The sequence below is a fragment of the Mesorhizobium sp. M0019 genome (assembly GCF_040323975.1).
Lineage (GTDB): Bacteria > Pseudomonadota > Alphaproteobacteria > Rhizobiales > Rhizobiaceae > Mesorhizobium.
Window position 1 is genome coordinate 71,300 of the sequence record NZ_JAMYVK010000019.1, and the last position, 24,128, is coordinate 95,427.

Here is a 24,128-nt window from a genome sequence, read left to right on the forward strand (position 1 = left end):
TTCAGCTTTCAGCCAGGCTTCTGACCAATAGCGCAAGCGATCTCTACGAGCCGGTTGCGGTTACCTGCGATCCCGCGCCTGGCGCGTGGCGCGCAGGTGGTCCACGAGGCCCCTCAGCTTCGGCGCGATATTCCGTCTGCTGGGGAAATAAAGATAGAAACCCGCAAACGGCGGAAAATAGCCGTCGAGGATTGGCACGAGCTCGCCGCGGTCGAGCCAGGGGCGGAATGTATCGGCCATGCCGAACGTGATTCCGGCGCCTGCAACGGCCAGTCGGATCATCAGCCACATGTCGTTGGTAGTGATCTCGGGCGCAACCGCCACGTCGAACTCGCGCCCGTCCTCGCCGAACTCCCACCGATAGGGCGAAACTCCCGGCGCCGGCCGCCAGCCGATACATCGATGTGCCACAAGCTCGCGCGGATGGGCGGGTGCTCCGAACTTCTCGAGATAGCGCGGGGCGCAGACGGCCATCTGCCGCTGATCGCCCGATACCGGCACGGCAATCATGTCCTGCTCGATCACTTCGCCGAGCCTCACTCCCGCATCATAGCCTTCGGCAACGATGTCGAATTCCTCGTCGGTGACCACAATATCCAGATGCACCTCGGGAAACCTTTCTGCAAAGGACGCCAGCAGCGGTCCTGACAGAAAGGCCTCTGCGATAGACGAAACCGCGATCCGTAGGCGGCCGCGCGGGCGGTCCAGAAACTCCGTGGTGGCTTCGATTGCCGCGTTCACGTCGGCGATCGCCGGTGCGACGCTCGCCAGCAGGCGTTCGCCCGCTTCGGTCAGGTTGACGCTGCGTGTCGTGCGCTGCAGCAATGCGATGCCAAGGCGCTGTTCAAGCCTGAGGATGCTCTGGCTGACCGCTGAGCGCGTCACGCCCAGACGGTCTGCCGCAGCGCGAAAATTGCGTTCCTCGGCCACGGTGACGAAGACGGCAATCGCATTGAGATCGATGTCCATTGGTTAGTCAAACTTACCATCTAGGTTAACGGCGGGCGGGTTATCGCGACAATGCCATGGCTCTATCTCTGTCGCAACGGCAAGAAAGGCTTGATCCCCCGATCCAAGTCGATGCCGGCTGACCAAGGAGATACCCCCATGACATCACTTCCTTCCCCCTGGGACCTGGATGGAAAAGTCGCCCTCGTGACCGGCGCGGCACGCGGCATCGGCTGCTGCACGGCGGAACTGCTGCGGGCGCGGGGCGCCCGGATCGTGGCAAGCGATCTCAGCGACAGCGTACGCGAATTGGAAGCCGAGGATGTGGCGACCCTGGTCGGCGATGTCGCCGACGAGGATCTGGCCAGACGCTCGGTCGAACTCGCCGCGAAGCGCTTCGGACGACTGGACATTGTCGTGAACAATGCCGGTCGCACGCTCAACAAACGACTGACTGAGACCTCGGTCGACGACTATGACCGCATCCTGCAGATCAACGCGCGCGGCAGCTTCGTCACTGCCCGTGCCGCAGTGGAATTGATGGCCGCCGGCGGTAGCGGCGCGATCGTCAATGTCTCGTCGATCTCGGCCGTCGCGGCCTTCGAGACGCAGGCGGCCTATGCCTCCTCCAAGGCGGCTGTCGCACAGCTGACCAAGGTGATCGCGATCGAATACGGGCGCACGGGCATTCGCTGCAACGCCGTTGCCCCTGGCGTGATCGAAACCGACATCATGGAAGGCGTGGTGGAGAATGGCCGGGAGATGCTGCGCAGCTTCGGCGGCGCGCATCCAATCGGCCGGATCGGCCAGCCGCAAGAAGTTGCCGAGGCCATCGCCTTTCTTGCCTCGCCGGCATCCAGCTTCATCACCGGGGCCTTGCTTCTGGTCGATGGCGGCTACACCGCCCAGTGAGCCCCCCAATAGGGCCGGCGCGCCGCGGGAGCTCACCCGCACCCAATCCCTTCACATCGTGAAAATAATCACAGACCAAAAGGATTATCTCGATGACCATGAACAGAGTTGTTCTGATCACCGGTGCCTCCAGCGGCATCGGCGCTGGCATTGCCCGCGAGCTTGGCGCGGCAGGTGCGAAGCTGATGCTCGGCGCACGCCGCACCGACCGCCTTGAAGCGCTTGCGGCCGAAATCGAGGCAGCTGGTGGAACGGTTCGCGTGCGAGCGCTCGACGTCACCAGGAGGGCGGATGTCGCAGCATTCGCCGACGCAGCCCGGGCCGAATGGGGCCAGGTCGATGTCATCGTCAACAATGCTGGCGTCATGCCGCTGTCAGCCATGGCAGCCATGAAGGTCGACGAGTGGGAGCTGATGGTGGACGTCAACATCAAGGGTGTTCTGTACGGCGTCGCGGCGGTTCTGCCCGAGATGACGGCACGCGGCTCCGGTCACATCATCAATATCGGTTCCATCGGCGCACTGGCCGTCTCGCCCACGGCCGCCGTCTATTGCGCAACGAAATACGCTGTCCGCGCGATTTCCGATGGGCTCCGCCAGGAGAGTGACGATATCCGCGTAACCTGCATTCATCCTGGCGTGGTGGAAAGCGAGCTGGCGAACACGATCTCCGACGAAGCCGCTGCCGCCGCCATGAAAACCTGGCGTGCTATTGCCCTGCAACCCGATGCCATCGCCAGGGCAGTGCGCTACGCAATCGAACAGCCCGACGATGTCGACGTCAACGAGATCGTCGTGCGTCCGACGAAGGCGGCGCATTGATGCGATCCACTTTGGCCGCAGTGCTTACGCGTATTGCCGTTGCTGTAGCTCCAACCGGCCTGACCCTTCCTTCAACTCCAATCCTCGCGGAAGAACCAATGACGCACCAAGATCATCCCTATGTCGGAATGTGGGTCACCGAGGATCGCCATATCAGGCACGAACTCCTGCCGAACGGCCGTTATGACGAAGCGCGCGGTGACCGCGAAAGCGCCTACCGGGGACGCTATGAAGTGCACGGCAACCACATAGAATACTGGGACGATACGGGCTTCACCGCGGATGGTGAGTTCGTCGAAGGCGTCCTCTATCATGCCGGCATGATCCTTTACCGCCGGCGGTAGAGAGCCACCCTGAGACAAGCACTTCAGGATTCCACAAGACGCTATTGCATGCCTTGCATGAGACGCTCGGCAGCTTGCACTGCAAGGCCCGTCACACCACATATCTTCACGCAAGCGCGGCGGAAAGAAGCAGGATCGCGAGCAGAGTCGACATTGCAAATGGTTGTCACTATATAGCGGCGGCTTTGACGGCTCGCCTCTTACATGGTGCCGGCGAGAGCGCGGTAAATGTGCTTGTCATTGTGACATCTGTTGTGATCTAAAACGGCTTGAAAATCGAAAAAAAGCAAATAGAAACAATAGCGCGGGTCGAACGAGTTTCGTCGAGAGAATCAGTCCTCAAGAACTAGAACGTGCTCCTTGAACCCTCCATTCCCTTCAGCTCTGTGGACCTCGGACAAGTTCGGCTTGCCGGGCGAAGCCGACTCGGCTCGAATGGCAGCACGCATCTTTTCGAAGATGCCGACGTTTATGATTACCAACCGGCATAGCCGCTAGGGAAACAGCAGTATGAGTGAACACGCGATCGAGTTCTTGCGCGGGTGGATTGGCGAAAAAGTCCACTGCCAGCCCTCGCCAGCCAGAATCGAGAAGCAGGCCGAGACCCTCGCCAGGGAATGTGCGGCCAAGGCTGCCGAGGCCGGCATACCCCTGGAGGATATCCAGGAAGAGGTCGGCGACATTCAGGAGCTCATTGCTTCGAGGCTCGAAGAGGCGGCCGAGGCCGACCAGGACGAGCAGAATTCCAACAAGCCTGCCGGCTGACGGACCGCCTCCGGCAAAACCTGCCGGGCGAACATTGCCTGTCTGATGCAGTTGCGCGGTCTTATCGCCGCGCAGCTCTGCCAAATCTCTCCTTAAGCCATGTTTTCGGCAACGCCGGCACGAAATTGCCGTCGCGCCCGGTCATGTCTTCATTGGCGACCAGCGCGTTGAGGATTGCTTCCTCCACGCTCTGAACGACGGCGTCGAAGAACGGGTTGATATCGGCATCCGGTATGTAGCCGGCGCTGACCAGCTTGCCGGCCGCGCCGCGCGCCGCATCGGCATTGGCCGTGCTGAAGGCGAGAAAAATATCGCCGGATGAATTGTATCCATAGCCGCCGGCCAGCGCCACGCCGAGCGGCACGCGTTTCGCCAGTCTTTTCAACTGATGCGGCATGAATGGCGCATCGGTGGCGACGATCGCGATGATCGAGCTCTTTTCCGCTCGCGGCGTGTTGTCCCGGATCGCCGGTTCGGCGAGTTCCGCTCCGGCTCTGATGCCACGGATCACGAGGTTTCGCCGTGCACCGAAATTCGACTGAACGAAGCAGCCGATCGTGAAACGCTCTCCATTCCAGTCGACGCTGCGCGAGGATGTGCCGGACCCTGCCTTGAAGCCGAAGGTGATCATGCCTGTGCCGCCGCCGACGCTGCCCTCTTCGATCGGCCCGCTTTCAGCCGTTTCGAGCGCGGAAAACACGTGCTCGAAGCTCACATGGTGGCCGTTGATATCGTTCAGGAAGCCGTCGTAAGTCTCGCCCGCCACCGGCAGCGCCCAGGCGCTGTCGAGCGATTGCGGCAGCACCGTCTGCATCCAGCGCAGCGTTGCGTCGCGGCTGACGCCGCAGGAATGCGTGTTGGTGATGGTGATGGGAAGATTGAACGCTCCGAGCTCCTCTATCAGATGCGAGCCGGTCAGTTCGCCATTGCCATTGGCGCTGAACATCCCGGCAAACGCCGGGACGGCCAACTCGTCTCTGGGCCGTGGCAGGATCGCGGTCACGCCGGTGCGTACCGGACCCTTGCCGACGACGAGCGGCCCATCCCCTGAGATCAGCGTGGTATAGCCGACCGTCACGCCGGGCACATCGGTGATGGCATTGAAGCGGCCTGGCGTGCCATCGAATGGGATCGCGAAGGCGCGGGCGCGCAGTTTGCCCGAGGGCGTCGCAAGATGCGGGTCGGTCATTTTTTCCTCAGAAAAGCGAACCTTGGCCGCCCGGCGCCTTGAGCTTGGCCGCGGGCTTGGCAACCGTCTTCGGCCGCGCCGTGCCACTGATGGCGACTGCATCGGCGGTGCCGTCGGCGAACTCCAGCGAAAGCGCCATCCCCGACACAACTTCTGCCGCGTGCTTGACCACCGCGCCGTCCGCATCCTTGACCAGCGCGAAGCCTCGCGCCAGCACGGCCTTGTGCGAGAGCGTCGCCAGCAGCCGGTCGGCCTGCGTCAGTTTTCCACGCAGACGGTCCAGCCGCCGCGAAATCGCCTGGTCCTGCCGCCGCGTCAGTGCCAGCAGGGCATCGCCTTGCAGTTTCTGCCGTCTTGCGATCGGCGCCGGTGACAGTCTGGTCGCCGTGCGCGAAAACCGCGCCCGACGCTCGCGCACGATGGCGAAGAAAGCCGCTTGCGCACGGGCGAGGTCGCGGCGGGTCAGAGTGCGGGCTTCGTTCATGCGCCGCGACAAAGTCGCCGGCGTCAGCCGCTGCCCCAGAAGCCTGGCTCGCTTGCGCTCGACGCTGACCGACAGCGCCCGGCCGAGCCGGCTCGTCGCCTCGTCGAAGCGCCGCCGCGGCAGCGCCAGCAACTGGTCGGGCGAGGGCAGCGCACGGGCGGCCGCGCGTGCCGCCTGCCGCTTGCGTTCGAAATTGCGCGACAGTGCGGTCTTCAACCGCGCGCCAAGGCCGGCAAGCGTCGCTTCGAGGTCGACCTTGACCGGCACGGCGATCTCGGCGGCGCCTGTCGGCGTCGGCGCCCGCACATCCGCCGCCAGATCGATCAATGTCCAGTCGGTCTCGTGGCCGACCGCGGAAATCACCGGAATGCCCGAAGCGGCGACGGCCCGGGCAAGCGCTTCGTCGTTGAACCCCCACAGATCCTCCAGGCTGCCGCCGCCGCGCGCCACGATCAACAGATCGGGCCGCGCGATGGCGCCGTCCCATGGCAGTGCGTTGAAGCCGTTGACGGCAGCGGTCACTTCCGCACCCGCCGTCTCGCCCTGCACCCGCACCGGCCAGACCAGCACGTGCAGCGGAAACCGGTCCTTGATGCGGTGGATGATGTCGCGGATGACGGCGCCTGTCGGCGAGGTGACGACGCCGATGACGCACGGCATGAACGGCAGCCTGCGCTTGCGCGCCGCGTCGAACAGGCCTTCGGCCTGCAGCCGGCGCTTGCGCTCGTCCAGCAGCGCCATCAGCGCACCGGCACCGGCCGGCTCGAGATTGTCGATAACGATCTGGTAGTTCGACTTTCCGGGATAGGTGGTGAGCCGGCCGGTGGCGATCACCTCCATGCCTTCCTCTGGACGGAATTTCAGCCGGCTCATCGTGGTCTTCCACACCACGGCGTCGAGCCGCGCGCGATCGTCCTTCAGGCAGAAATAGGCATGGCCGGAGGAATGCGGTCCGCGATAGCCGGAAATCTCGCCGCGCACCCGTACATTGCCGAAGACGTCCTCGACCGTACGCTTCAGCGCGCCGGAAATTTCGCTCACCGTATATTCGGTGGCGTTGGTGCGTGATTCGGATGCTGCGTCGCTCATCGGCCGATTGGGGGACGATTGCTGGCCGGCGTCAAGGCGGCCGTGTTCGATGTCCGCCCCAATCGCGCGATCACCAGCCCGGCAGGATCTGGTTCGGCTTGGTCCGCTTCATCTTGGCGAAGGCGAGGGCGGCGAAATCGAACGTGCCGGTCTCCTCGCCGAGTGGCACGGAAATATTGTCGAGGCTCTCCGAAATGTGGCGCGCAAGCGCGTCGACGATCTCCGGCCGCGAGGTCTGACCGCGCATGATGCCGATGCGGCAATCGGGCAGGGCGCCGAAACCGTCGGCCTCGCCCAGCACCCGCATGCCGGGCCGCAGCGCGCATTCCGGCAGCACCGAGATCGCCAGACCGGAAAGCACCGCGGCGGCGATGACGGTGGCAGAGAAGCTGGTGAACAGGATGCGATAGTCGCGGCTCTGCTGATCGAGCACGTCGGCGGCGGCCCGCCGCCAGATGCAGTTCGGCCGGCCGAAGGCCATCGGCAGGATCGGCTGCTCATGCGTCGCATGGTTGGCCGAGGTAACCCACAGCAGCGGTTCGCGCCGCACCACTTCCGACTGGCCGCGCGCGTCGTTGTGCGTCACCAGCGCCAGGTCGAGATTGCCGCGCTTGATGTGTTCGACCAGTCCCGGCGTCGGTTCGCAGATAACGGTCAGTTCGACGTGCGGGTTGGAACGGGCAAACCGCGCCATGATCTCTGGCAGGAAGCGATCGGCATAATCGTCCGGCGTGCCGATGCGGATGGTGCCTTCGAGCCGGCGGTCGTCGAAGGCGGCCAGTGTTTCCTTGTTGAGATAGAGCAGCCGCCTTGCGTAGGAGAGCAGTCTGTCGCCTTCCTCGGTCAGCCTGTTGGTGCGGCCGTCTTTTTCGAACAGCGGCTTGCCGATCCGTTCCTCCAGCCGCCGCATCTGCATCGACACCGCAGACTGGGTGCGATGCACCGCTTCCGCCGCGCGGGTAAAGCTGCCGGTGTCGACAATCGAGATGAAGGTCTGCAACTGATCGAGATCGAGCGGCGCTTTCATTGGCCTAATCCATCATTGATGCTGATGCTAAAGATTAGAAACATTCGTTGGATTAATCAATCGGGCCATGGCAAATTCCGATTGTCCACATGAAGGCATGTGAATCGAAGCCGGAACGGCCGCTGTCGCCAGCGCCCGATCGACCGGTTTCGCCCGTTCGAATGTGAAGGAGACCGACATGGCTACGTTTGATTTCGCTACCGAGACCTCGCGCATCACCTCGCGTCCGGCCGTTGCGACGCGCGTGGCCAATGCCGCTGCCAATGTTTACCGCGCCTGGAGAAACCGCCGCGCCTTTTATCGCCTCGGCGAGATGTCGGATGCCGAGCTCGCCGACATCGGCCTGACCCGCGCCGACCTGCACGTCGCTGTCGGTGTACCCTTTGGCCGCGATCCGACAGAAAGGCTTCGCGTCATCGCGGTCGAGCGCGCCGAAACGATCGAGGATATTGCCCGCAAGGTGGTGTGATCGCGTGGTTTCGCCGTTCGGGCGCGTTGAACCTTTTTGAGGCACGACGCCACTAAGTTACGCAGGCTCCCCACTCCCTGCCGGATCCCCCCGGCCAGCCTGCGCGCTGCCCGGTCCTCCCAGGACCGGGCTTTCTTTTTTGGGCGGCACTGATGATTGATTGCCGGTGTCTGGTCTACCGCCGGCCCATGCCCTGCTTGAACTGGTCGAAGATCGACTCCATGCCTTTCTGGTAGTCGTCGCGCTGCTGGGCGCCTGTCTCGAACATCTTGCCGAACAGGTCGTCGAACGGATTTCTCGGCCTGCCGCTCGGATTGGCCTGCGGCTGCGGCGCCTGGGATTGCTGCGGCGCCTGACGCGGCTGAGACTGTTGTGCGCCACCGCCGAACATGTCCTGCAGTACTTTGCCGAGCGGATTGTCACCATAAGGGTTCTGTGTCTGTTGGGGTTGGTTCTGCGGCTGCTGCGGCTGTGGTGCACCGCCGCCGAACATATCCTGCAGCACCTTGCCGAGCGGATTGTCACCATAAGGGTTCTGTGTCTGCTGCGGCTGGCTTTGCGGCTGCTGCCCGCCGCCGAACATGTCCTGCAGCACCTTGCCCAGCGGGTTGTCGCCGTAAGGGCTCTGCGTCTGTTGCGGCTGCTGCCCGCCGAACATATCCTGCAGCACCTTGCCGAGCGGGTTATCCGTGGGGTCTGCAGGCTGAGGGGCCGGCGCCTGGCCGCCGCCGCCCGCCTGCCGCATCATCTGCTCGATGAGCTCGCCGAGCGGATTGCCGCCGCCTGCCGCATGCATCTGCCCGCCTAACTGGTTGGTGGTCTGCTTGAACAGCCCGCCCATCATCATCGAGGCGATTGCCGGCAGCATCTGCTGCAACACCTGCTGGCTGACGCCGCTCGCCTGCGCGGCCTGGTTGGCGACGGCCCGCGACAGGTCCTTCGAGCCGAACAAATGGCCGAGAATGCCCTTGCCTTCATCGAGGCCCTGGGGCGAGAAGGCCCGGCTTGCATCGTCGAAATATTTGGCGTGCTGGCCGCTGGCCATCGCCGTCATGAAGGAGCCGAGCCCGTAAGGATCGGACGTGTTGCGCTTCAGCCCCTGCGAAAAGGCCGGCAGCAGCGCCGCGACCGCCGCCTGCGTCTGCTGCTGCGAAAGCCCGAACTGCTGGGCCAGCGCCTGCATGCCGTTGCCGTTCTGGGCCTGTGCCAGAATATCGAACAAGGAAGGCATTGTTTTCTCCTCCGGGAAAATCCTCGTTGGAGAAGCCTAATTCGTTTCCATCACTGATTGAAGCGAATTTGCCGGACCATCGGCCAAGCGGATAGCGAAGCGTTAATACGCGTATTCCATGAACACCGGCTCGATCGAGCCGCCCCAGCGTGTGTGGTAGGCCGAGAGCATCTCTTCGGCGCTGGTGGTGCCACGCGCGACGACCTCGTCCAGCGTGTTGAGGAACGAGGTCTCGTCATAGCCGTCGCGGTTCTTGCGGCCGCGGTTCTTCAGTCCCATGCGCGAGATGACGAGCACGTCGCGGGCTATCTCGCGCAGTGTCGTGTTGCGGAAGGGCGCCGAAATGCCCTGTTCGGGCACCGCGTTGCGCATCGCCAGCACCTCGTCATAACTCCAGCTCGAGGTCAGCGCCTCGGCCGCGTCGAGCGCAGCCGCATCATAGAGCAGCCCGACCCAGAAGGCCGGCAGCGCGCAGATGCGCCGCCACGGCCCGCCATCGGCGCCGCGCATTTCGAGAAAGCGCTTCAACCGCACGTCCGGGAACAGCGTCGACAGATGGTTCGCCCAGTCGCCCATCGTCGGGAGCCCGTCCGGCAGTTCGTTGCGGGCGGCGCCCGCCATGAACTGGCGGAAGGTGATGTGCGTCATGTCATGGTACTGGCCGTCGCGGATGACGAAATACATCGGCACGTCGAGCGCCCATTCGACATAATCGGCAAAGCCGAAATCGGGCGAGAAGCAGAATTCGAGCAGGCCGGAGCGCTGATTGTCGGTGTCGCGCCAGATCTCGCCGCGCCAGCTCTGCAAGCCGTTCGGCCGGCTTTCGGTGAAGGGCGAGTTGGCAAACAGCGCCGTCGACAGCGGCTGCAATTTCAGCGACACTTGCATCTTGCGGCGCATGTCGGCTTCGCTTTCGAAGTCGAGGTTCACCTGGATCGTGCAGGTCCGGTACATCATGTCGAGACCTTTGGTGCCGACCTTGGGCATGTAGCGGGTCATGATCTCGTAGCGCGATTTCGGCATCTTCGGCGTCTCGGCCAGCGACCATTTCGGGCTGCCGCCAAGGCCGAGAAAACGAATGCCCATCGGTTCGGCGATCTCGCGCACCTGCGCCAGATGCGCATTGCCTTCGCGGCAGGTCTGGTGGATCGTCTCCAGCGGCGCGCCGGACAGTTCGAACTGGCCGCCGGGCTCCAGCGAGATCGCGCCTTGGCCGGTCGGCTCGACCAGTCCGATGATGCGGCCGGCATCCATGATCGGGTCCCAGCCGAGTTTGTCCTGCATGCCTTCGAGGATGGCGCGGATGCCGCGCTCGCCGCCGTAGGGCACCGGGGCATTGCCGTCAACATAGAACGGGAATTTCTCGTGCTCGGTGCCGATGCGCCATTTGTCGCGCGGCTTGTTGCCTTCGGCCAGGTGCTCGACGAGTTCGTCGACGCCTTCGATCGGCCGGAAATCGGTAGTATCGCGCGCCATAATAGCCCTCCGCACATGGCCCCGAAAACCGGCTTCGATTTTCGGAAAGGATCATGTGCCCAATCAATATGTTACAGCGTCCTTTGCGCGCCCGAAAGGACGCGCGGCCACTGCCGGCGCTAGATGGACGAAATGTCAGTAGCCGATCAAGCGAAAAATCCTGAGCCAGAGGGTAACTGGAATTGATCACCAATCCCCGATTGTCGCCTGGATCAGCGCCAGTGCCGCTACGGCCGCCGTGTCCGCCCGCAGGATGCGCGGCCCAAGCGGAATGGCGGTAACGAAGGGCAGGGTTCTCAGCATCCTGCGCTCCTCGTCGGAAAAGCCGCCCTCCGGCCCGACCAGCAGGCCGAGCTTGTTCTCCCGCACCGCCTGCAATGCCGGCAGGGGACTGTTGGTCGATGCATCCTCGTCGCAGAAGATCAGCCGCCGCTCACGGTCCCAGTTGCTGAGCAGGCGCTCGAATTTTTCCGCTTCGCGCAGCTCCGGCACCGCCAATATGCCGCATTGTTCGGCCGCCTCGACGACATTGGCGCGCAGGCGCTCGATGCCGGGCTTTGCCACCTGCGTATGCTGGGTGATGACCGGCTGCAGGATGCCAGCGCCCATCTCGACCGCCTTTTGCACGAGGTAGTCGAGCCGCCCCTGCTTCAGCGGCGCGAAACAGTAGACGAGATCGGGCAACGGCGGCTGCGGCCGCTGCAATGCCAGCAACTTCAGGCGCAACGCCTTCTTCGATTTTGCCGCGATCGCCGCCGACCATTCGCCGTCGCGGCCGTTGAAGACCAGAATTTCGGCGCCTTCGCCGAGCCGCAGCACGTGCGAGAGATAATGGCTCTGCTGCGGGCCGATGTCGAACTCGATGTCCGGTCCAAGCCCGTCCGGCACGAACAGCCGCTGCATCTTGTAATTGGCGCGCATCGCCGAGGAATGCGGCAACGTCACCCTCGGCGTCAAGCCTCGGCGGAAGGATGCCAGACAGGCTCGTAGCCTTTCTGCAGCACCGAAACAGTTGTCGCTGGCGTGAGCAGGCGGATTGGACTGTCGGTAAAACCGCCGAACCCCACCGGTTCGCCATAACCGCCGAAACTCCAGGGCAGCGCGGCGCCGTCAAACAGGACGTACGCCCTGTTTCCTGACGAGATCATCGTGCCGTCCGGCAAGTCCGCAAGCGCTTCCGGTTCCAGTCTCGGCGCCCGCCCGCCCGATGCCACGCGCTCCTTGTGCAGGCGCTTGTCGAGTTGCGGCGCGCGTGGCTCGGCAATGCCGAAGGCGTCGCCGAAACGCCGGACAAAATCCCTGGCCCGCTCGCGCCGGCAGAAGAAGCAGGGCCGGTGCCCGGCGGCAAGTGCCGTCACCTCGTCGAGGAAAAACAGTTCGGTCCAGCCGGCCTTGCCGCCAGCCCGGTTGCGCCCCATCGGCTCGCGCCGCACGTTATGGAATTCGCAGACGCAGATGATCCAGGCTTGCAGCGCCCAGCGCTTCTTCAACAGCGTTCTCGTCTCGGGGTCGTGAATGATGCCGCGATTGCCCATGAACAGGCCGCGCTCCGGCACGGCATGGATGGCGCCGAACGGGTCGACCCGGTTTTGCAGTGGCATAGGCGTTCCCTGTTGGCTGCAATGCTGGCGCCATGATATCGCTCGTTGCATCAATTTCATGTCAGCAGGTTTCGATGCGGGTCTTGGTTGTCCAGAACTTCGACAATGAGGGCCTTGGCCAGATCGGCGCGGCCCTTGTCGAGGCGGGCGTCGATATCGACCTGCGCCGTCCCTACTGCGGCGACGCGCTGCCGCAAGATAGCGGCGGGCATGACGCCATGGTAGTGCTCGGCGGCGCCCAGAATGCGCTGGACGACGAGCTCTGTCCTTATTTTCCGGGCCTGCTCGACCTGACGCGCGACTTTGCCGAGAGGGATCGCGCGGTGCTTGGTATCTGCCTCGGCAGCCAGTTGGTCACGCGCGCCTTTGGCGGCGAGAACCAGATCGGCGGCGCGTCGGAGTTCGGCTGGCACGAGGTCGCGCTCACCGCGGCGGCGCAGGCCGATCCGGTGCTCGCCGCTTTGCCCGCAAAATTCCCGATCTTCGAATGGCACGACGACACCTTTGTCTTGCCTAAGACTGCCGTGCGGCTGGCCGGCAATGCCGTCGCCGAGAACCAGGCGTTCCGTATCGGCCGCGCCGTCTACGGCTTCCAGTTCCATTTCGAGGCCGACAGTCCGATGGTGCGCGACTGGAGCACCTCCTTCGCACCGCTGATCGCCGAGCGGCATCCTGAATGGGCGGGCCGGCTCGACGATGAAATGGCCCGCAACGGACCGCAAGCCGATGCCGCCGGCCTGGCCATCGCCCGCGCCTGGGTGGCGACGATCTGACGGCTCATATAGTCAGCGTATTTGGCGACGTTGCATATTTGGCACGCGGCGGCAAATCCGCCGGGGATAACGCGTTTCATCCTTGGCCTGTGTCTGTCCGCCAGCCTAAAAGGCGCCCGCTCTGCATCTTGCGTGCAACCGCGATGAACCTTTCCTGTGACCCGCGCGACACACCGCCGATACAGAACATGCCTAGAAGCGCGAAACCGTCAGACATTTGCGACGTATTTTGCGTTTCAACGCATTGGTAACCCGCTCGTGCATAGATGCAGAAAGCTCAACAAGAGATGACGTCCGTGAAAGCAGCCTTTTTGTCCTTTGCCATGTTGTCGGCCATCGTCTTGTGCGGCCTCGGCATTTATTCCGCCGACGCAGCCAACAACCATAATGCCGTCGACGGCTACGGCGTCACCGCCGCGCTTCGCTAGACCCTCTGCACATAACCTCACGCCTTACCTACGCCCGCTCACCCGTCACTGTCAGGATATGCTTGTCAGCGCCGTCCACGACAAGCGCGGTGAGGTTTCCCGACTGCCAGGCGAGGGTGTCGACATTGACGCGGTTGCCGGTGATCTCGGGCTTGGCCACCGGCGTATGACCGTGCACCACGATCTTCGGATGAAGACCGGTGTGGTCGTGGAAGACCTCGCGGATCCAGATCAGGTCCTGCCGGCTCTGGCTTTCCAGCGCAACGCCGGGCCGGATGCCGGCATGGCAGAAGAAGAAGTCGCCGAAGGTCACCGAAAAGGCCAGCGAGCGCAGGAACTCGACATGGTTCTGCGGCACGGCCTCGATCAGCGCGGCGTGCCCTTGCCGCAATGCCGCATCGGCGCGGCCAAACCAGGCGCTGCTCCCACCGAGCGACACGCCATAGGACAGCGCCGTCTGGATGCCGCCATAGCGCATGAACAGGCCGTCCGGGTCGGGGACATCGAGAAAATCGAGGAAGCCGAGATCATGATTTCCGGCCAGCATCAGGTGACGCGGATCGCGTCTTTGCGCGTCGATCAGGAAATCGATGACGCCCCTGGAGTCCGGGCCGCGGTCGACATAGTCGCCGAGATGGATCACGCGCCAATCGGCCGACGGCCTTTGACCGAGCTCCGCCTCGATCCGCCGGTGCATGGCGGTCAGCAAATCGAGCCGGCCGTGCACATCGCCGATCGCGTAAAGGCGCATGCCTTGCGGTCCGCGCGCCTCGTAGAAACTGATGCCGGGCTCCGTCAATGCCTGCGTCGCCTCCGTGGTCATGCCGTCACGGGACTTTAGCGCCGAAGCTGATCCTTGCCCATGTCGGTGACCAGACGCTTTCCGCACAGTGCCAGCGTTATGTCCATCTCCTTGCGGATGATTTCCAGCGCCTTGGTAACGCCTTCCTTGCCGAGCGCGCCGAGGCCGTACAGGAAAGGCCGGCCGATATAGGTGCCCTTGGCGCCAAGGCACAGTGCTTTGAGCACGTCCTGGCCGGAACGGATGCCGCCGTCCATATGCACCTCGATCGTGTCGCCGACGGCGTCGGCGATCTCTTCCAGCGCCATGATCGACGACGAGGCGCCGTCGAGCTGGCGGCCGCCATGGTTGGAAACGATGATCGCGTCGGCGCCCGTTCTGGCGGCCATCAGCGCATCTTCCTTGTCGAGTATGCCTTTCAGGATCAGCTTGCCGCCCCAGCGCTCCTTGATCCAGGCGACGTCCTTCCACGACAGATGTGGATCGAACTGCTCCTTCGTCCAGGACGACAGCGAGGCGAGGTCGCCGACGCCCTTGGCATGGCCGACGATGTTGCGGAAGCTCCGGCGCTTGGTGCCGGCCATGCCGACGCACCAGCGCGGCCTTGTCGCCATCTGCCAGAGGTGCTTCGGCGTCATTCGCGGCGGCGCCGAAAGCCCGTTGCGGATATCCTTGTGGCGCTGACCGAGGATCTGCAGGTCGAGCGTCAGCACCAGCGCCGAACATTTCGCCGCTTTTGCGCGATCGATCAAATCGAAGACGAAGTCCTTGTCGCGCAGCACATACAGCTGGAACCAGAACGGCTTCCTGGTCACCGACGCGACATCCTCGATCGAGCAGATGCTCATTGTCGACAGCGTGAACGGCACACCGAATTCTTCCGCAGCCTGCGCCGCCAGCATCTCGCCGTCCGGATGCTGCATGCCGGTCATGCCGGTCGGCGCCAGCGCCACCGGCATCATCACCTTCTCGCCGATCATGGTCGATTCCAGCGAGCGGTTGTCCATGTCGACAAGCACGCGCTGGCGGAACTTGATCTTCTGGAAATCTTCCTCGTTGGCCCGGTAGGTGCTTTCGGTCCAGGCGCCGGAATCGGCGTAGTCGAAGAACATCTTCGGCACGCGGCGGCGCGCTAGGTCCTTGAGGTCGGCGATGGTGAGAATGCTGCTCATGGATCTTTTTTTTCCGCTGGTTCTTCGCTGGTTCGTCGTTGAATTTTCTGGGCGGGGCCTACGGCTGTTTTCTTGCCGCCTCACCGTCACCGGGCTCGGAGCGTTGCCTGAGCCTCAGCCGCGACACGCGCTGCCAGTCGCCGCTGCGCTCGGCCTCGGCCATCGATCGTTCGACGTAGGAGATGTGGTCCATCGCCGCCTGCCGCGCCGCGGCTGCATCGCCGGCCTTGACCGCCGTGTAGATTGCCCGGTGCTGCGAAAGCAGCGTCTCGCGCGCGCCCGGCACGCTGAACACCAGCCGCCGGTTCTGGAACACGCCTTCCGACAGCAGCCGATAGCAGGAGCGCAGCGTGTGCAGCAGGATGATGTTGTGCGCGCATTCGCAGATCGCGTGGTGGAACTCGACGTCGATTTCCGCCTCGTCGTCGAAATTGCCGGTCCGGTGCGCCTCGTCCATACGTGCCATGATGCGGTCGAGCAGCGCCAGATCGTCCGATGTGGCACGCCGCGCCGCATATTCCGCCGCCACCGCCTCGATCTCGCGGCGGTACTCCAGATAGTCGGTCACCGCCTTGCGATGCATCGAGATCAGGTCGGTCACCGGCTTGGTGAACAGCTGGCCGATGACATCGGCGACATGGGTGCCGCCGCCTGGCCGTGTCGTCAACAGCCCGCGCCCTTCCAAGGCTTTTAAGGCATCGCGCAGGATCGGCCGCGACACCTCGAACTGGCGCGCCAGTTCGCGCTCGCCCGGCAGCCGGTCGCCGGTGCGCAGGACGCCTTCGAGGATCAGGCTCTCGATCTGCTGCACCACCTCGTCGGCGGTGCGCGAATGCTCGATCCGGGAGAAAATGTCGCTCAAACGGAATGCCTGGGGTTGAACCGATGTCGCGCACGATAAAGCCAGCGTCGCCAACTGGTCAAATTATTTATCCAATTCGCCCCGGGCGCCGGGTCGGTTTCACAGCCGCGGCTTCATATCACCTTCAGCTAAACTGGCTGTTTGCGTCCTCTGGAGATTGTCTCTAGAGCAATTCCAGGAAAAGTGTGAAACGGTTTTCCGTCCGGAATTGCGCAGAATAAAAGAGATAGAGCGGTTCGGCGTTTCCATGAAACAATGAGCCGCTCTAGAGGGACATCATTGCCAAAGGGCTCAGAGAAGCCTGGGGGACCAGCCGTGCCAGACGCCGACCCGTCCAGCCTCGAATTCCAGTTGCGCGCCAAAGCCGTGGGCGGCACCGTCATGGGCTTTCCGGCGCATGAAGGTCGGCCGGGCGCGCTCGGCGAGGTCCACGCCCGGCCGCAGCCGCTGGTCGAAAAGCCGCGCGTGCTGGTGCAGCTTTCCTTCATGACCGAAGCTGGATCCGGGATCGATCAGGCCGTGCTTTCCGAATTGTCGCGACGCCTCGGCATTGCCGCGCCCGACCCTCACGCCCGCCATCACGCGATGAAATGGGGCAAGGGCTCGCTGCGTTGGGAACGCCACACGGAATTCTCGACCTATCTCTGGGAAGGCCCGCTCGCCGAAAACGGCAGGGGGCAAGAAGACACACCCTTCGGCAACGGGTTTTCGCCGCCGGGCACGGTGATTTCCGGCATCAGGCTGGAGATCCGCAATTGGACGCCGGCGAACGAAAAACTGATCGCCGGCTTCGACCCGACCAGCCTGTGCTATTCGCTGGTCGAGCGCGGCAACGCGGCCATCGTCACCGATTTCCGTCAGGATGGCGACGGCTTGACCCGCATGCTGGTGCTCGACCGCGGCCTGACCCCGGCGCGCACCGGGGCACTGTCGCAGCGGCTGATCGACATCGAGACCTACCGCACGCTGGCCATGCTTGGGCTGCCGCTGGCCCTGACGCTGTCCGGTCGCGCCCGCCGCATCGAAGACAGGCTGGCCCAGACCACGTTGGAAATGAAGGTCGCCGAGACCCGCGACAGCCAGACGCTACTTGCCGACTTGACCGAACTGGCCGCCGAGCTGGAGGCCGATGCCGCCTCCAGCCTCTACCGCTTCGGCGCCAGCCGCGCCTATGACGGCATCGTGCGCGAACGGCTGGAGGCGCTCGACGAAGAGGCGGTGCCCGGCTACGACACCTGGGGCGGTTTTCTGCAGCGCCGCGTGGCGCCGGCGATGCGTACCTGCCGTTCGGTCGAGGAGCGTCAGGCCAACCTGTCAACGAAGCTCACCCGTGCCACCACACTGCTGCGCACCTGGGTCGACGTCGAGGTCGAGAAGCAGAACCGCGATCTTTTGGCATCGATGAACAATCGCGCCCGCCTGCAATTGCGGCTGCAGCAGACGGTGGAGGGGCTCTCGGTCGCCGCGGTTTCCTACTATGTCGTCGGCCTCATCGGCTACGTCGCCAAGGGCGCCTCGATCTTCGGCCATGCCTTCGCGCCGGAAATGGTCACCGCCGCCTCGGTGCCGCTCGCCATCGTGCTCGTCTGGTGGGGCGTGCGCCGCGTCCGCCGCATGCACTCCGAACCAGGCAAGCAGCCGGGCGAGTAGTGTGGGGCGCAGCGGCAGATTGCCGCTGCGGAAGGCTGTCTCGGCCATAGGCCTCTCATCCCGGCCAAAGCGGCATTTGCAAGCGACCACCGTCGCTGGTAAAAGATTTTTACCAGTCGATCGAAGGAGGCTGTCGATGTCCGGCCTTGCCATGCCGAAACCAGACGACGCCACGATGCGCCGGCGCGACGAGATCGTCGCCGATATGCGCATCATGGTGCCGGGCGAGGGCGTCGTCGACGCCGCCAATGCCATGCGCGCCTTCGAGAGCGACGGGCTCACCGCCTACCGGCAATTGCCGCTCGTCGTTGTACTGCCGCAAACCGTGCCCCAGGTCTCGCGGGTGCTGAAATATTGCAGCGACCGCAACATCCGCGTCGTGCCGCGCGGCTCCGGCACCTCGCTCTCCGGCGGTGCGCTGCCGCTCGAAGACGCGGTGCTGCTGGTGATGAGCCGCTTCAACCGCATCCTCGAGATCGATTTTCAGAACCGCGTCGTCGTCGCCCAGCCCGGCGTCACCAATCTCGGCATCACCACCGCCGTCGAGCAGGAGGGCTTCTATTACGCCCCCGATCCATCCTCCCAGATCGCCTGCTCGATCGGCGGCAATGTCGCGGAAAATTCCGGCGGCGTGCACTGCCTGAAATACGGTCTCACCGCCAACAATGTGCTCGGCATCGAGATGGTGCTGATGAATGGCGAGGTGGTGCGCCTCGGCGGCAGCCATCTCGACGCGGAAGGCTACGACCTGCTCGGCGTCATGACCGGCTCCGAAGGACTGCTCGGCGTCGTAACCGAGGTCACCGTACGCATCCTGAAGAAGCCGGAGACGGCGCGTGCCCTGCTGATCGGTTTCCCGACCAGCGAGCAGGCCGGCCAATGCGTTGCCGACATCATCGGCGCCGGCATCATTCCGGGCGGCATGGAGATGATGGACCGTCCGGCCATCCACGCCGCCGAGGATTTCGTCCAGGCCGGCTATCCCTTGGATGTCGAGGCGCTGCTGATCGTCGAGCTGGACGGGCCGGGTGTCGAGGTCGATCACCTGATCGGCCTGGTCGAAGCCATCGCCTATAGGAACGGCTCGACCATATGCCGCATTTCGCAATCGGAGCAGGAGCGGCTGAGCTTCTGGGCCGGCCGCAAGGCGGCTTTCCCGGCGGTCGGCCGCATCTCGCCCGACTACTACTGCATGGACGGCACCATCCCGCGCAAGGAACTGCCGCGCGTGCTCGCCGGCATGCGCGAGCTGTCGGAGAAATACGGGCTCGGCGTCGCCAATGTCTTCCACGCCGGCGACGGCAATCTGCACCCGCTCATCCTCTATGACGCCAACGTGCCGGGCGAACTCGACAAGGCGGAGAGTTTCGGCGCCGACATATTGCGGCTCTGCGTCAAGGTCGGTGGCGTGCTGACCGGCGAGCACGGGGTCGGCGTCGAGAAGCGCGACCTGATGCCGGAAATGTTCAACCAGATCGACCTCGACCAGCAGATGCGCGTCAAATGCGCCTTCGACCCCAACCATCTTTTGAATCCCGGCAAGGTCTTCCCGCAATTGAGGCGATGCGCCGAGCTCGGGCGGATGCACGTGCATCGCGGGCAAGTGGCGTTTCCGGACATTCCGAGGTTTTGAGTGGGTATGTTGGCGCTTGAACACCCCCCTCTGTCCTGCCGGACATCTCCCCCTCAAGGGGGGAGATTGGCAGCTTGCACGCCTCAGCCTTCTTTCAATATTGACGATTGGCGAAGCCAGACGCGACGTCCGATCTCCCCCCTTGAGGGGGAGATGTCCGGCAGGACAGAGGGGGGCGCGAAGGAACGCGACGTCTTTGCATTTGCCATTGGCGCATCCGCCTCATGACCACCTTCGTCCCCACCACCGCAGCCGAAGTCCTCTCCACCGTCGCCTGGGCCGCGGCGGAAGACGCACCGCTGGAAATCCTCGGCCACGGCTCCAAGCGCGGTATCGGCCGGCCGCAGCAGGGCGAGCATACGTTCGACCTTTCCAAACTCTCCGGCGTCATGCTTTACGAGCCGGCCGAACTGGTGCTGTCGGCAAAAGCCGGCACGCCGCTGGCCGAAATCGAAAGCCTGCTTGCCGAAAACGGCCAGCAACTTGCCTTCGAACCGATGGATTACGGCCCGCTGCTCGGCGGTGAGCCAGCGCGAGGCACGATCGGCGGCGCACTCGCCGCGAACCTTTCCGGCCCGCGCCGGCTGAAGGTGGGTGCTGCGCGCGACCATATCCTCGGCATAGCGGCCGTTTCCGGGCGCGGCGAGGCCTTCAAGTCCGGCGGCCGCGTCGTCAAGAACGTCACCGGCTACGATCTGTCCAAGCTGATGGCCAACAGCTGGGGCACGCTGGCGGTGCTCACCGACGTCACCTTCAAGGTGCTGCCTGCTGCCGAGACCGAAGTCACGCTTGCCATCCGCGGCCTGCTCGACGATCACGCCGCCGCCGCCATGGCGCTGGCGCTGGGTTCCAGCGCCGAAGTGTCGAGTGCTGCCCATCTTCCCGAACGGGTCGCAGCTAGGGTCGCTGGCGGCAGTCTCGGCAGCGATGCCGCGACGCTGCTGCGCATCGAGGGCTTCGGCCCGTCGGTCGCTTACCGCATTGCCGCGCTGAAAGACCTGCTGAAAAACGCTGGGCCGCTGCAGGAGATTTCCGGTTCGGTCTCGTACTCGGTCTGGCGCGATGTCCGCGACTGCGCGCCGTTCGCCGATGGCAGTGAAAGGCCGGTGTGGCGCGTCTCGATGGCGCCGTCGCGGGGCCACCAGATGGTGCTGGCGCTGCGCATGCAGGCCCCGGTCGATGCCTTCTACGATTGGCAGGGCGGGCTGATCTGGCTGCGCATGCAGCAGGACGATCCCGAGGCTGGCCTGTTGCGCGGCCTGATCAGAAGACATGGCGGCGGCCATGCGACGCTGGTGCGCGCAATCCAAGCACATCGCGCCGCCGTGCCGGTGTTCGAGCCGCAGGCGCCACCGCTGGCAGCACTGTCGGCGCGGCTGAAGGCCGAATTCGACCCGAAGAATATCCTCAATCCCGGCCGTATGGCGCCGGGCGCAAGCTCTGCTACTCTCGCGCCGGCAACCGAGGGAGGAGCACAATGAGCGATCCAGGCCAAAACGGTACGTCACGCCAGACCGACCGCTGGCTGGAGCCCGGCCCGACCAACGCGCTGGTCATCTACATCCTCTATCTCGCCGGCCTGGCCATCGGCGTCAGCGGTATTGTCGGCGTCGTCCTGGCCTATATCAATCGCGGCAAGGCCGGCGGCTTCGTCGAGAGCCATTACACATTCCTGATCCGCACCTTCTGGATCGGCCTGCTCTATGCACTGATCTCGGCGCTGCTGATGATCGTGGTCATCGGTGTCGTGCTGATGGTTGCCGTCGCGGTCTGGTTCATCGCCCGCTGCATTCTCGGCCTGCAGGCGCTGCAGCGCGGCGAGCCGGTCAAGAACCCGGAAAGCTGGTTTCTGGGATTATGAGCATGATCCCCAAAAGTGGGTACCGGTTTTGGGAAAAGATCATGCTCAAACGGTAGGGATTCGTTTACGTGCAGACCAATTTCTCAGCTGCCCAGCTCGCCGATCCGCATGTCGCGGAATCGGAGAAGATCCTGCGCAAATGTGTGCATTGCGGCTTCTGCACCGCCACCTGCCCGACCTATGTGACGCTCGGCAACGAACTGGATTCGCCGCGCGGCCGGATTTATCTGATCAAGGACATGCTGGAAAACGGCCGGCCGGCCGACAAGCAGATCGTCACCCATATCGACCGCTGCCTGTCCTGCCTCGCCTGCATGACCACCTGCCCGTCGGGCGTCAACTACATGCATCTGGTCGACCACGCCCGCGTCCATATCGAGGAGACCTACAAGCGTCCGCTGGCCGATCGCCTGACACGCGCCATGCTGGCCTTCGTGCTGCCCTATCCCTCGCGTTTCCGCGCGGCGCTCAAGCTGGCGAAGCTCGGCCAGCCATTCGCCGGCCTGTTTGAGAAAATCCAGGCATTGAAGCCTTTGGGCGCGATGTTGAAGCTGGCCCCGGCGTCGGTCCCGGCAGTCTCGCCGATGGCCTCGCCGGGCGTCCATGCCGGGCAGGGCGCGAAGAAAAATGGCCGCGTCGCCATCCTCACCGGCTGCGCGCAATCCGTGCTCGATCCCGGCATCAACGACACGACGATTTCGCTGCTGACCCGGCTTGGCGTTGAGGTCGTGGTGCCCGAGGGCGAGGGCTGCTGCGGCGCGCTGGTGCATCATATGGGGCGCGAGGACGCTGCCTTGGCGTCGGCCCGACGGAACGTCGACGCCTGGACGCGCGCCGTCGAGCAGGGCGGACTCGACGCCATCGTCATCACCGCATCCGGGTGCGGCACCACCATCAAGGATTACGGCTTCATGCTGCGCCTCGATCCGGCCTATGCCGACAAGGCCGCGCGCGTCTCGGCGCTGGCCAGGGACATCACCGAATATCTGGCAAGCCTCGACCTGCCCGAGCCGGTCCGCAAGCCGGGCACCATCGTCGCCTATCACTCAGCCTGCTCGATGCAGCACGGCCAGAAGATCACCCGCCAGCCGAAGGAGCTTCTGGTCCGTGCCGGCTTCGTCGTGCGCGAGCCGCGCGAAGGGCATCTGTGCTGCGGTTCGGCCGGCACCTACAACATCCTGCAGCCCGGGATTTCGGCAACGCTGCGCGACCGCAAGGTCAGGAATATCGAGGCGACCGGTGCCGAAATCGTCGCCACCGGCAATATCGGCTGCATCACCCAGATCGCTTCTGCCGCCAAGCTGCCGGTGGTGCATACGATAAAGCTGCTCGCCTGGGCCTATGGCGGGCCGAAGCCGGAAGGCGTTCCGGAAGAAAAGCTGGTTGCGGCTGAGTAACAGGATGGTCGTGGGCGTCAGGCCCCTCATCCGGCCGCTTCGCGTCCACCTTCTCCCCGCTGGGGAGAAGAGGGTGGCACCAACGCTGGCGATCTCCTCTCCCCTCGGGGAGAGGTCAGCCGAGCGAAGCGGAGGCTGGGTGAGGGGGCTTGGCGCCTGCGGGTCTTTATTCCGCCGCGAGCCTGTCAACTACGCCATAAGTCGCCTGATAGCGGGCACGCTGCCGGCTGAGGGCCACCATCGTGTTGCGCAGCAGGATCGCCACAGTGATCGGGCCGACGCCGCCCGGCACCGGCGTGATCCAGGACGCGACATGCTTGACGCTCTCGGCATCGACGTCGCCGACGATGCGGCTCTCGCCGTCCGGCCCGATTTCCGAATTGATGCCGATATCGATGACCGCTGCACCAGGCTTGACCATGTCGGCCTTGATCAGCCGCGGCTTGCCGACGGCGACGAACAGGGCGTCGGCGCGGCGTGCGTGTGCCGCCACCGAACGCGTCATGTGGTGACAGACGGTCACCGTCGCGCCTTCGCTCATCAAAAGGAACGCGATCGGCTTGCCGACGATCTCGGAATGGCCGACGACCACCACCTCGAGCCCCTTGAGGTCGAGGCCGGTTTCCCTGAGCAGTTCGACCGAAGCGGCGGCGGTGCAGGGCGCCAGGTCGAGCTGGTTGTAGACGATGTTGCCGATCGAGGCCGGATGCATGCCCTCGACATCCTTGAGCGGATGCACCGCCGCCTGCAGCGTCTTGATCGGAATGTGCACCGGCACCGGCCGCTGGATGATGATGCCGGTGACGCGCGGGTCGGCGTTAAGCCCGTGGATTGCCGCTTCCAGTTCGCCGGCGGTGATGTCGGCGCGAAAGCGCCTTTCCTCGAAGCCGATGCCGGCCAACCCGGCCTTGGCGCGCTGGTTGCGGACATAGACGTCGACCGCGGCGGTATCGCCGACGGTGACCGACACCAGCTTGGGCGGAAAGCCTTCGGCGGTGGCGATCGCCGCGTCCTCGCGCACGCCGGCGATGATGCGTTGGGCAACCGGGCCGCCTCTGAGATAGCGGCTGTCATCGGAAAGGGACATTGGGATGGGGCCTTTATCTGGATTTTAGCCGCCACATAGCAAAGCAACCGCGAAAAGGCAGCGCGAAAAGCGAACCGCCATGCCGGTCGCGCGACGTGCCGGCAAAA

At 64.2% G+C, this 24,128-nt stretch carries 24 protein-coding genes; 12 read left to right on the top strand and 12 right to left on the bottom strand.

Annotated features, from left to right (window positions below):
• Positions 1 to 60: 60 nt before the first annotated feature.
• Positions 61 to 969 (bottom strand): LysR family transcriptional regulator, encoded by a 909-nt coding sequence (locus NKK47_RS15855; RefSeq protein WP_352571618.1) that lies wholly within the window; start codon positions 967 to 969, stop codon positions 61 to 63.
• A 138-nt stretch (positions 970 to 1,107) separates the two neighbouring features.
• Here NKK47_RS15855 and NKK47_RS15860 point away from each other — a divergent pair, with 138 nt between their 5' ends.
• The 4 genes from NKK47_RS15860 (at position 1,108) to NKK47_RS15875 (ending at position 3,790) form a co-directional block, all read left to right on the top strand.
• Entirely contained in the window at positions 1,108 to 1,860 is a 753-nt protein-coding gene (locus NKK47_RS15860) for an SDR family NAD(P)-dependent oxidoreductase (protein WP_352577547.1), read from the top strand.
• Positions 1,861 to 1,952: 92 nt separating this feature from the next.
• Positions 1,953 to 2,681 (top strand): SDR family oxidoreductase, encoded by a 729-nt coding sequence (locus NKK47_RS15865; RefSeq protein WP_352541770.1) that lies wholly within the window; start codon positions 1,953 to 1,955, stop codon positions 2,679 to 2,681.
• Entirely contained in the window at positions 2,681 to 3,025 is a 345-nt protein-coding gene (locus tag NKK47_RS15870) for an Atu4866 domain-containing protein (RefSeq protein ID WP_352577548.1), read from the top strand. Before NKK47_RS15865 ends, NKK47_RS15870 begins: the two co-directional genes overlap by 1 nt.
• A 510-nt stretch (positions 3,026 to 3,535) precedes the next feature.
• Entirely contained in the window at positions 3,536 to 3,790 is a 255-nt protein-coding gene (locus tag NKK47_RS15875; protein ID WP_023719384.1) for a DUF768 domain-containing protein, read from the top strand.
• A gap of 61 nt (positions 3,791 to 3,851) precedes the next feature.
• Here NKK47_RS15875 and NKK47_RS15880 read toward each other — a convergent pair whose 3' ends face one another.
• The 3 genes from NKK47_RS15880 to NKK47_RS15890 all read right to left on the bottom strand — a co-directional run bounded on the left by NKK47_RS15880 (position 3,852) and on the right by NKK47_RS15890 (position 7,579).
• Complete coding sequence (locus tag NKK47_RS15880) at positions 3,852 to 4,979, bottom strand: DmpA family aminopeptidase (protein ID WP_352577549.1); 1,128 nt, start codon at positions 4,977 to 4,979, stop codon at positions 3,852 to 3,854.
• Positions 4,980 to 4,986: 7 nt separating this feature from the next.
• Complete coding sequence (gene xseA / locus NKK47_RS15885; RefSeq protein WP_352457093.1) at positions 4,987 to 6,552, bottom strand: exodeoxyribonuclease VII large subunit; 1,566 nt, start codon at positions 6,550 to 6,552, stop codon at positions 4,987 to 4,989.
• A 70-nt stretch (positions 6,553 to 6,622) separates the two neighbouring features.
• Positions 6,623 to 7,579: a LysR substrate-binding domain-containing protein gene (locus NKK47_RS15890; protein WP_023680469.1), complete on the bottom strand. Its 957-nt coding sequence runs from the start codon at positions 7,577 to 7,579 to the stop codon at positions 6,623 to 6,625.
• Between the two features lie 178 nt (positions 7,580 to 7,757).
• Here NKK47_RS15890 and NKK47_RS15895 point away from each other — a divergent pair, with 178 nt between their 5' ends.
• Positions 7,758 to 8,048, top strand: a complete 291-nt coding sequence (locus tag NKK47_RS15895; protein ID WP_352571613.1) for a DUF1127 domain-containing protein — start codon at positions 7,758 to 7,760, stop codon at positions 8,046 to 8,048.
• Positions 8,049 to 8,223: 175 nt separating this feature from the next.
• Here NKK47_RS15895 and NKK47_RS15900 read toward each other — a convergent pair whose 3' ends face one another.
• The 4 genes from NKK47_RS15900 to NKK47_RS15915 form a co-directional block, all read right to left on the bottom strand.
• On the bottom strand, positions 8,224 to 9,279 hold the full coding sequence (locus NKK47_RS15900) for a DUF937 domain-containing protein (RefSeq protein ID WP_352577550.1): 1,056 nt from the start codon (positions 9,277 to 9,279) through the stop codon (positions 8,224 to 8,226).
• A gap of 102 nt (positions 9,280 to 9,381) precedes the next feature.
• The gene (locus NKK47_RS15905; protein WP_023680466.1) at positions 9,382 to 10,755 is read right to left on the bottom strand and encodes a glutamate--cysteine ligase; all 1,374 of its coding nucleotides are present in this window, start codon (positions 10,753 to 10,755) and stop codon (positions 9,382 to 9,384) included.
• Positions 10,756 to 10,941: 186 nt separating this feature from the next.
• Positions 10,942 to 11,676: a 16S rRNA (uracil(1498)-N(3))-methyltransferase gene (locus tag NKK47_RS15910; protein ID WP_352577569.1), complete on the bottom strand. Its 735-nt coding sequence runs from the start codon at positions 11,674 to 11,676 to the stop codon at positions 10,942 to 10,944.
• A 32-nt stretch (positions 11,677 to 11,708) separates the two neighbouring features.
• Positions 11,709 to 12,356: a hypothetical protein gene (locus NKK47_RS15915; RefSeq protein ID WP_023680464.1), complete on the bottom strand. Its 648-nt coding sequence runs from the start codon at positions 12,354 to 12,356 to the stop codon at positions 11,709 to 11,711.
• Between the two features lie 74 nt (positions 12,357 to 12,430).
• Between NKK47_RS15915 and NKK47_RS15920 the strand changes: the two genes are divergently transcribed.
• Positions 12,431 to 13,129, top strand: coding sequence for a type 1 glutamine amidotransferase (locus NKK47_RS15920; protein ID WP_023680463.1), 699 nt, complete (start codon positions 12,431 to 12,433; stop codon positions 13,127 to 13,129).
• 296 nt (positions 13,130 to 13,425) lie between these two features.
• Positions 13,426 to 13,557 (top strand): hypothetical protein, encoded by a 132-nt coding sequence (locus NKK47_RS15925; RefSeq protein WP_280952144.1) that lies wholly within the window; start codon positions 13,426 to 13,428, stop codon positions 13,555 to 13,557.
• Between the two features lie 28 nt (positions 13,558 to 13,585).
• Here NKK47_RS15925 and NKK47_RS15930 read toward each other — a convergent pair whose 3' ends face one another.
• From NKK47_RS15930 to NKK47_RS15940, 3 genes are read right to left on the bottom strand one after another with little or no spacing between them, the layout of a single operon-like run.
• Entirely contained in the window at positions 13,586 to 14,356 is a 771-nt protein-coding gene (locus tag NKK47_RS15930; RefSeq protein ID WP_352577570.1) for a metallophosphoesterase, read from the bottom strand.
• Positions 14,357 to 14,394: 38 nt separating this feature from the next.
• Positions 14,395 to 15,531, bottom strand: coding sequence for an alpha-hydroxy acid oxidase (locus NKK47_RS15935; protein ID WP_352457559.1), 1,137 nt, complete (start codon positions 15,529 to 15,531; stop codon positions 14,395 to 14,397).
• A 58-nt stretch (positions 15,532 to 15,589) separates the two neighbouring features.
• Positions 15,590 to 16,393 carry an FCD domain-containing protein gene (locus NKK47_RS15940; protein WP_352457560.1) on the bottom strand — a complete coding sequence of 268 codons (804 nt, stop codon included), beginning with the start codon at positions 16,391 to 16,393 and terminating at the stop codon, positions 15,590 to 15,592.
• A 315-nt stretch (positions 16,394 to 16,708) separates the two neighbouring features.
• On the opposite strand from NKK47_RS15940, the gene NKK47_RS15945 reads away from it, so the two are divergent.
• The 5 genes from NKK47_RS15945 (at position 16,709) to glcF (ending at position 22,934) form a co-directional block, all read left to right on the top strand.
• Positions 16,709 to 18,043, top strand: a complete 1,335-nt coding sequence (locus NKK47_RS15945) for a DUF3422 family protein (RefSeq protein ID WP_352457561.1) — start codon at positions 16,709 to 16,711, stop codon at positions 18,041 to 18,043.
• A 136-nt stretch (positions 18,044 to 18,179) separates the two neighbouring features.
• Entirely contained in the window at positions 18,180 to 19,676 is a 1,497-nt protein-coding gene (locus tag NKK47_RS15950) for an FAD-linked oxidase C-terminal domain-containing protein (RefSeq protein WP_352577551.1), read from the top strand.
• 224 nt (positions 19,677 to 19,900) lie between these two features.
• Complete coding sequence (locus NKK47_RS15955; RefSeq protein WP_352577552.1) at positions 19,901 to 21,157, top strand: FAD-binding protein; 1,257 nt, start codon at positions 19,901 to 19,903, stop codon at positions 21,155 to 21,157.
• A complete protein-coding gene (locus tag NKK47_RS15960; RefSeq protein WP_352577553.1) occupies positions 21,154 to 21,537 on the top strand; it encodes a DUF4870 family protein in 384 nt (127 codons plus the stop codon). The genes NKK47_RS15955 and NKK47_RS15960 overlap by 4 nt, the downstream gene beginning before the upstream one ends.
• 68 nt (positions 21,538 to 21,605) lie before the next feature.
• The gene (gene glcF, locus NKK47_RS15965; protein ID WP_352577554.1) at positions 21,606 to 22,934 is read left to right on the top strand and encodes a glycolate oxidase subunit GlcF; all 1,329 of its coding nucleotides are present in this window, start codon (positions 21,606 to 21,608) and stop codon (positions 22,932 to 22,934) included.
• A gap of 166 nt (positions 22,935 to 23,100) precedes the next feature.
• Here glcF and NKK47_RS15970 read toward each other — a convergent pair whose 3' ends face one another.
• A complete protein-coding gene (locus tag NKK47_RS15970; RefSeq protein ID WP_352577555.1) occupies positions 23,101 to 24,021 on the bottom strand; it encodes a bifunctional 5,10-methylenetetrahydrofolate dehydrogenase/5,10-methenyltetrahydrofolate cyclohydrolase in 921 nt (306 codons plus the stop codon).
• Positions 24,022 to 24,128 lie beyond the last annotated feature (107 nt).

Bases quoted from the DNA above. Each gene is read 5' to 3' on its own strand.
- NKK47_RS15855 (WP_352571618.1), bottom strand. From the start codon at position 969: ATGGACATCGATCTCAATGCGATTGCCGTCTTCGTCACCGTGGCCGAG.
- NKK47_RS15860 (WP_352577547.1), top strand. From the start codon at position 1,108: ATGACATCACTTCCTTCCCCCTGGGACCTGGATGGAAAAGTCGCCCTC.
- NKK47_RS15865 (WP_352541770.1), top strand. From the start codon at position 1,953: ATGACCATGAACAGAGTTGTTCTGATCACCGGTGCCTCCAGCGGCATC.
- NKK47_RS15870 (WP_352577548.1), top strand. From the start codon at position 2,681: ATGCGATCCACTTTGGCCGCAGTGCTTACGCGTATTGCCGTTGCTGTA.
- NKK47_RS15875 (WP_023719384.1), top strand. From the start codon at position 3,536: ATGAGTGAACACGCGATCGAGTTCTTGCGCGGGTGGATTGGCGAAAAA.
- NKK47_RS15880 (WP_352577549.1), bottom strand. From the start codon at position 4,979: ATGACCGACCCGCATCTTGCGACGCCCTCGGGCAAACTGCGCGCCCGC.
- xseA (WP_352457093.1), bottom strand. From the start codon at position 6,552: ATGAGCGACGCAGCATCCGAATCACGCACCAACGCCACCGAATATACG.
- NKK47_RS15890 (WP_023680469.1), bottom strand. From the start codon at position 7,579: ATGAAAGCGCCGCTCGATCTCGATCAGTTGCAGACCTTCATCTCGATT.
- NKK47_RS15895 (WP_352571613.1), top strand. From the start codon at position 7,758: ATGGCTACGTTTGATTTCGCTACCGAGACCTCGCGCATCACCTCGCGT.
- NKK47_RS15900 (WP_352577550.1), bottom strand. From the start codon at position 9,279: ATGCCTTCCTTGTTCGATATTCTGGCACAGGCCCAGAACGGCAACGGC.
- NKK47_RS15905 (WP_023680466.1), bottom strand. From the start codon at position 10,755: ATGGCGCGCGATACTACCGATTTCCGGCCGATCGAAGGCGTCGACGAA.
- NKK47_RS15910 (WP_352577569.1), bottom strand. From the start codon at position 11,676: ATGCGCGCCAATTACAAGATGCAGCGGCTGTTCGTGCCGGACGGGCTT.
- NKK47_RS15915 (WP_023680464.1), bottom strand. From the start codon at position 12,356: ATGCCACTGCAAAACCGGGTCGACCCGTTCGGCGCCATCCATGCCGTG.
- NKK47_RS15920 (WP_023680463.1), top strand. From the start codon at position 12,431: ATGCGGGTCTTGGTTGTCCAGAACTTCGACAATGAGGGCCTTGGCCAG.
- NKK47_RS15935 (WP_352457559.1), bottom strand. From the start codon at position 15,531: ATGAGCAGCATTCTCACCATCGCCGACCTCAAGGACCTAGCGCGCCGC.
- NKK47_RS15950 (WP_352577551.1), top strand. From the start codon at position 18,180: ATGTCCGGCCTTGCCATGCCGAAACCAGACGACGCCACGATGCGCCGG.
- NKK47_RS15955 (WP_352577552.1), top strand. From the start codon at position 19,901: ATGACCACCTTCGTCCCCACCACCGCAGCCGAAGTCCTCTCCACCGTC.
- NKK47_RS15960 (WP_352577553.1), top strand. From the start codon at position 21,154: ATGAGCGATCCAGGCCAAAACGGTACGTCACGCCAGACCGACCGCTGG.
- NKK47_RS15970 (WP_352577555.1), bottom strand. From the start codon at position 24,021: ATGTCCCTTTCCGATGACAGCCGCTATCTCAGAGGCGGCCCGGTTGCC.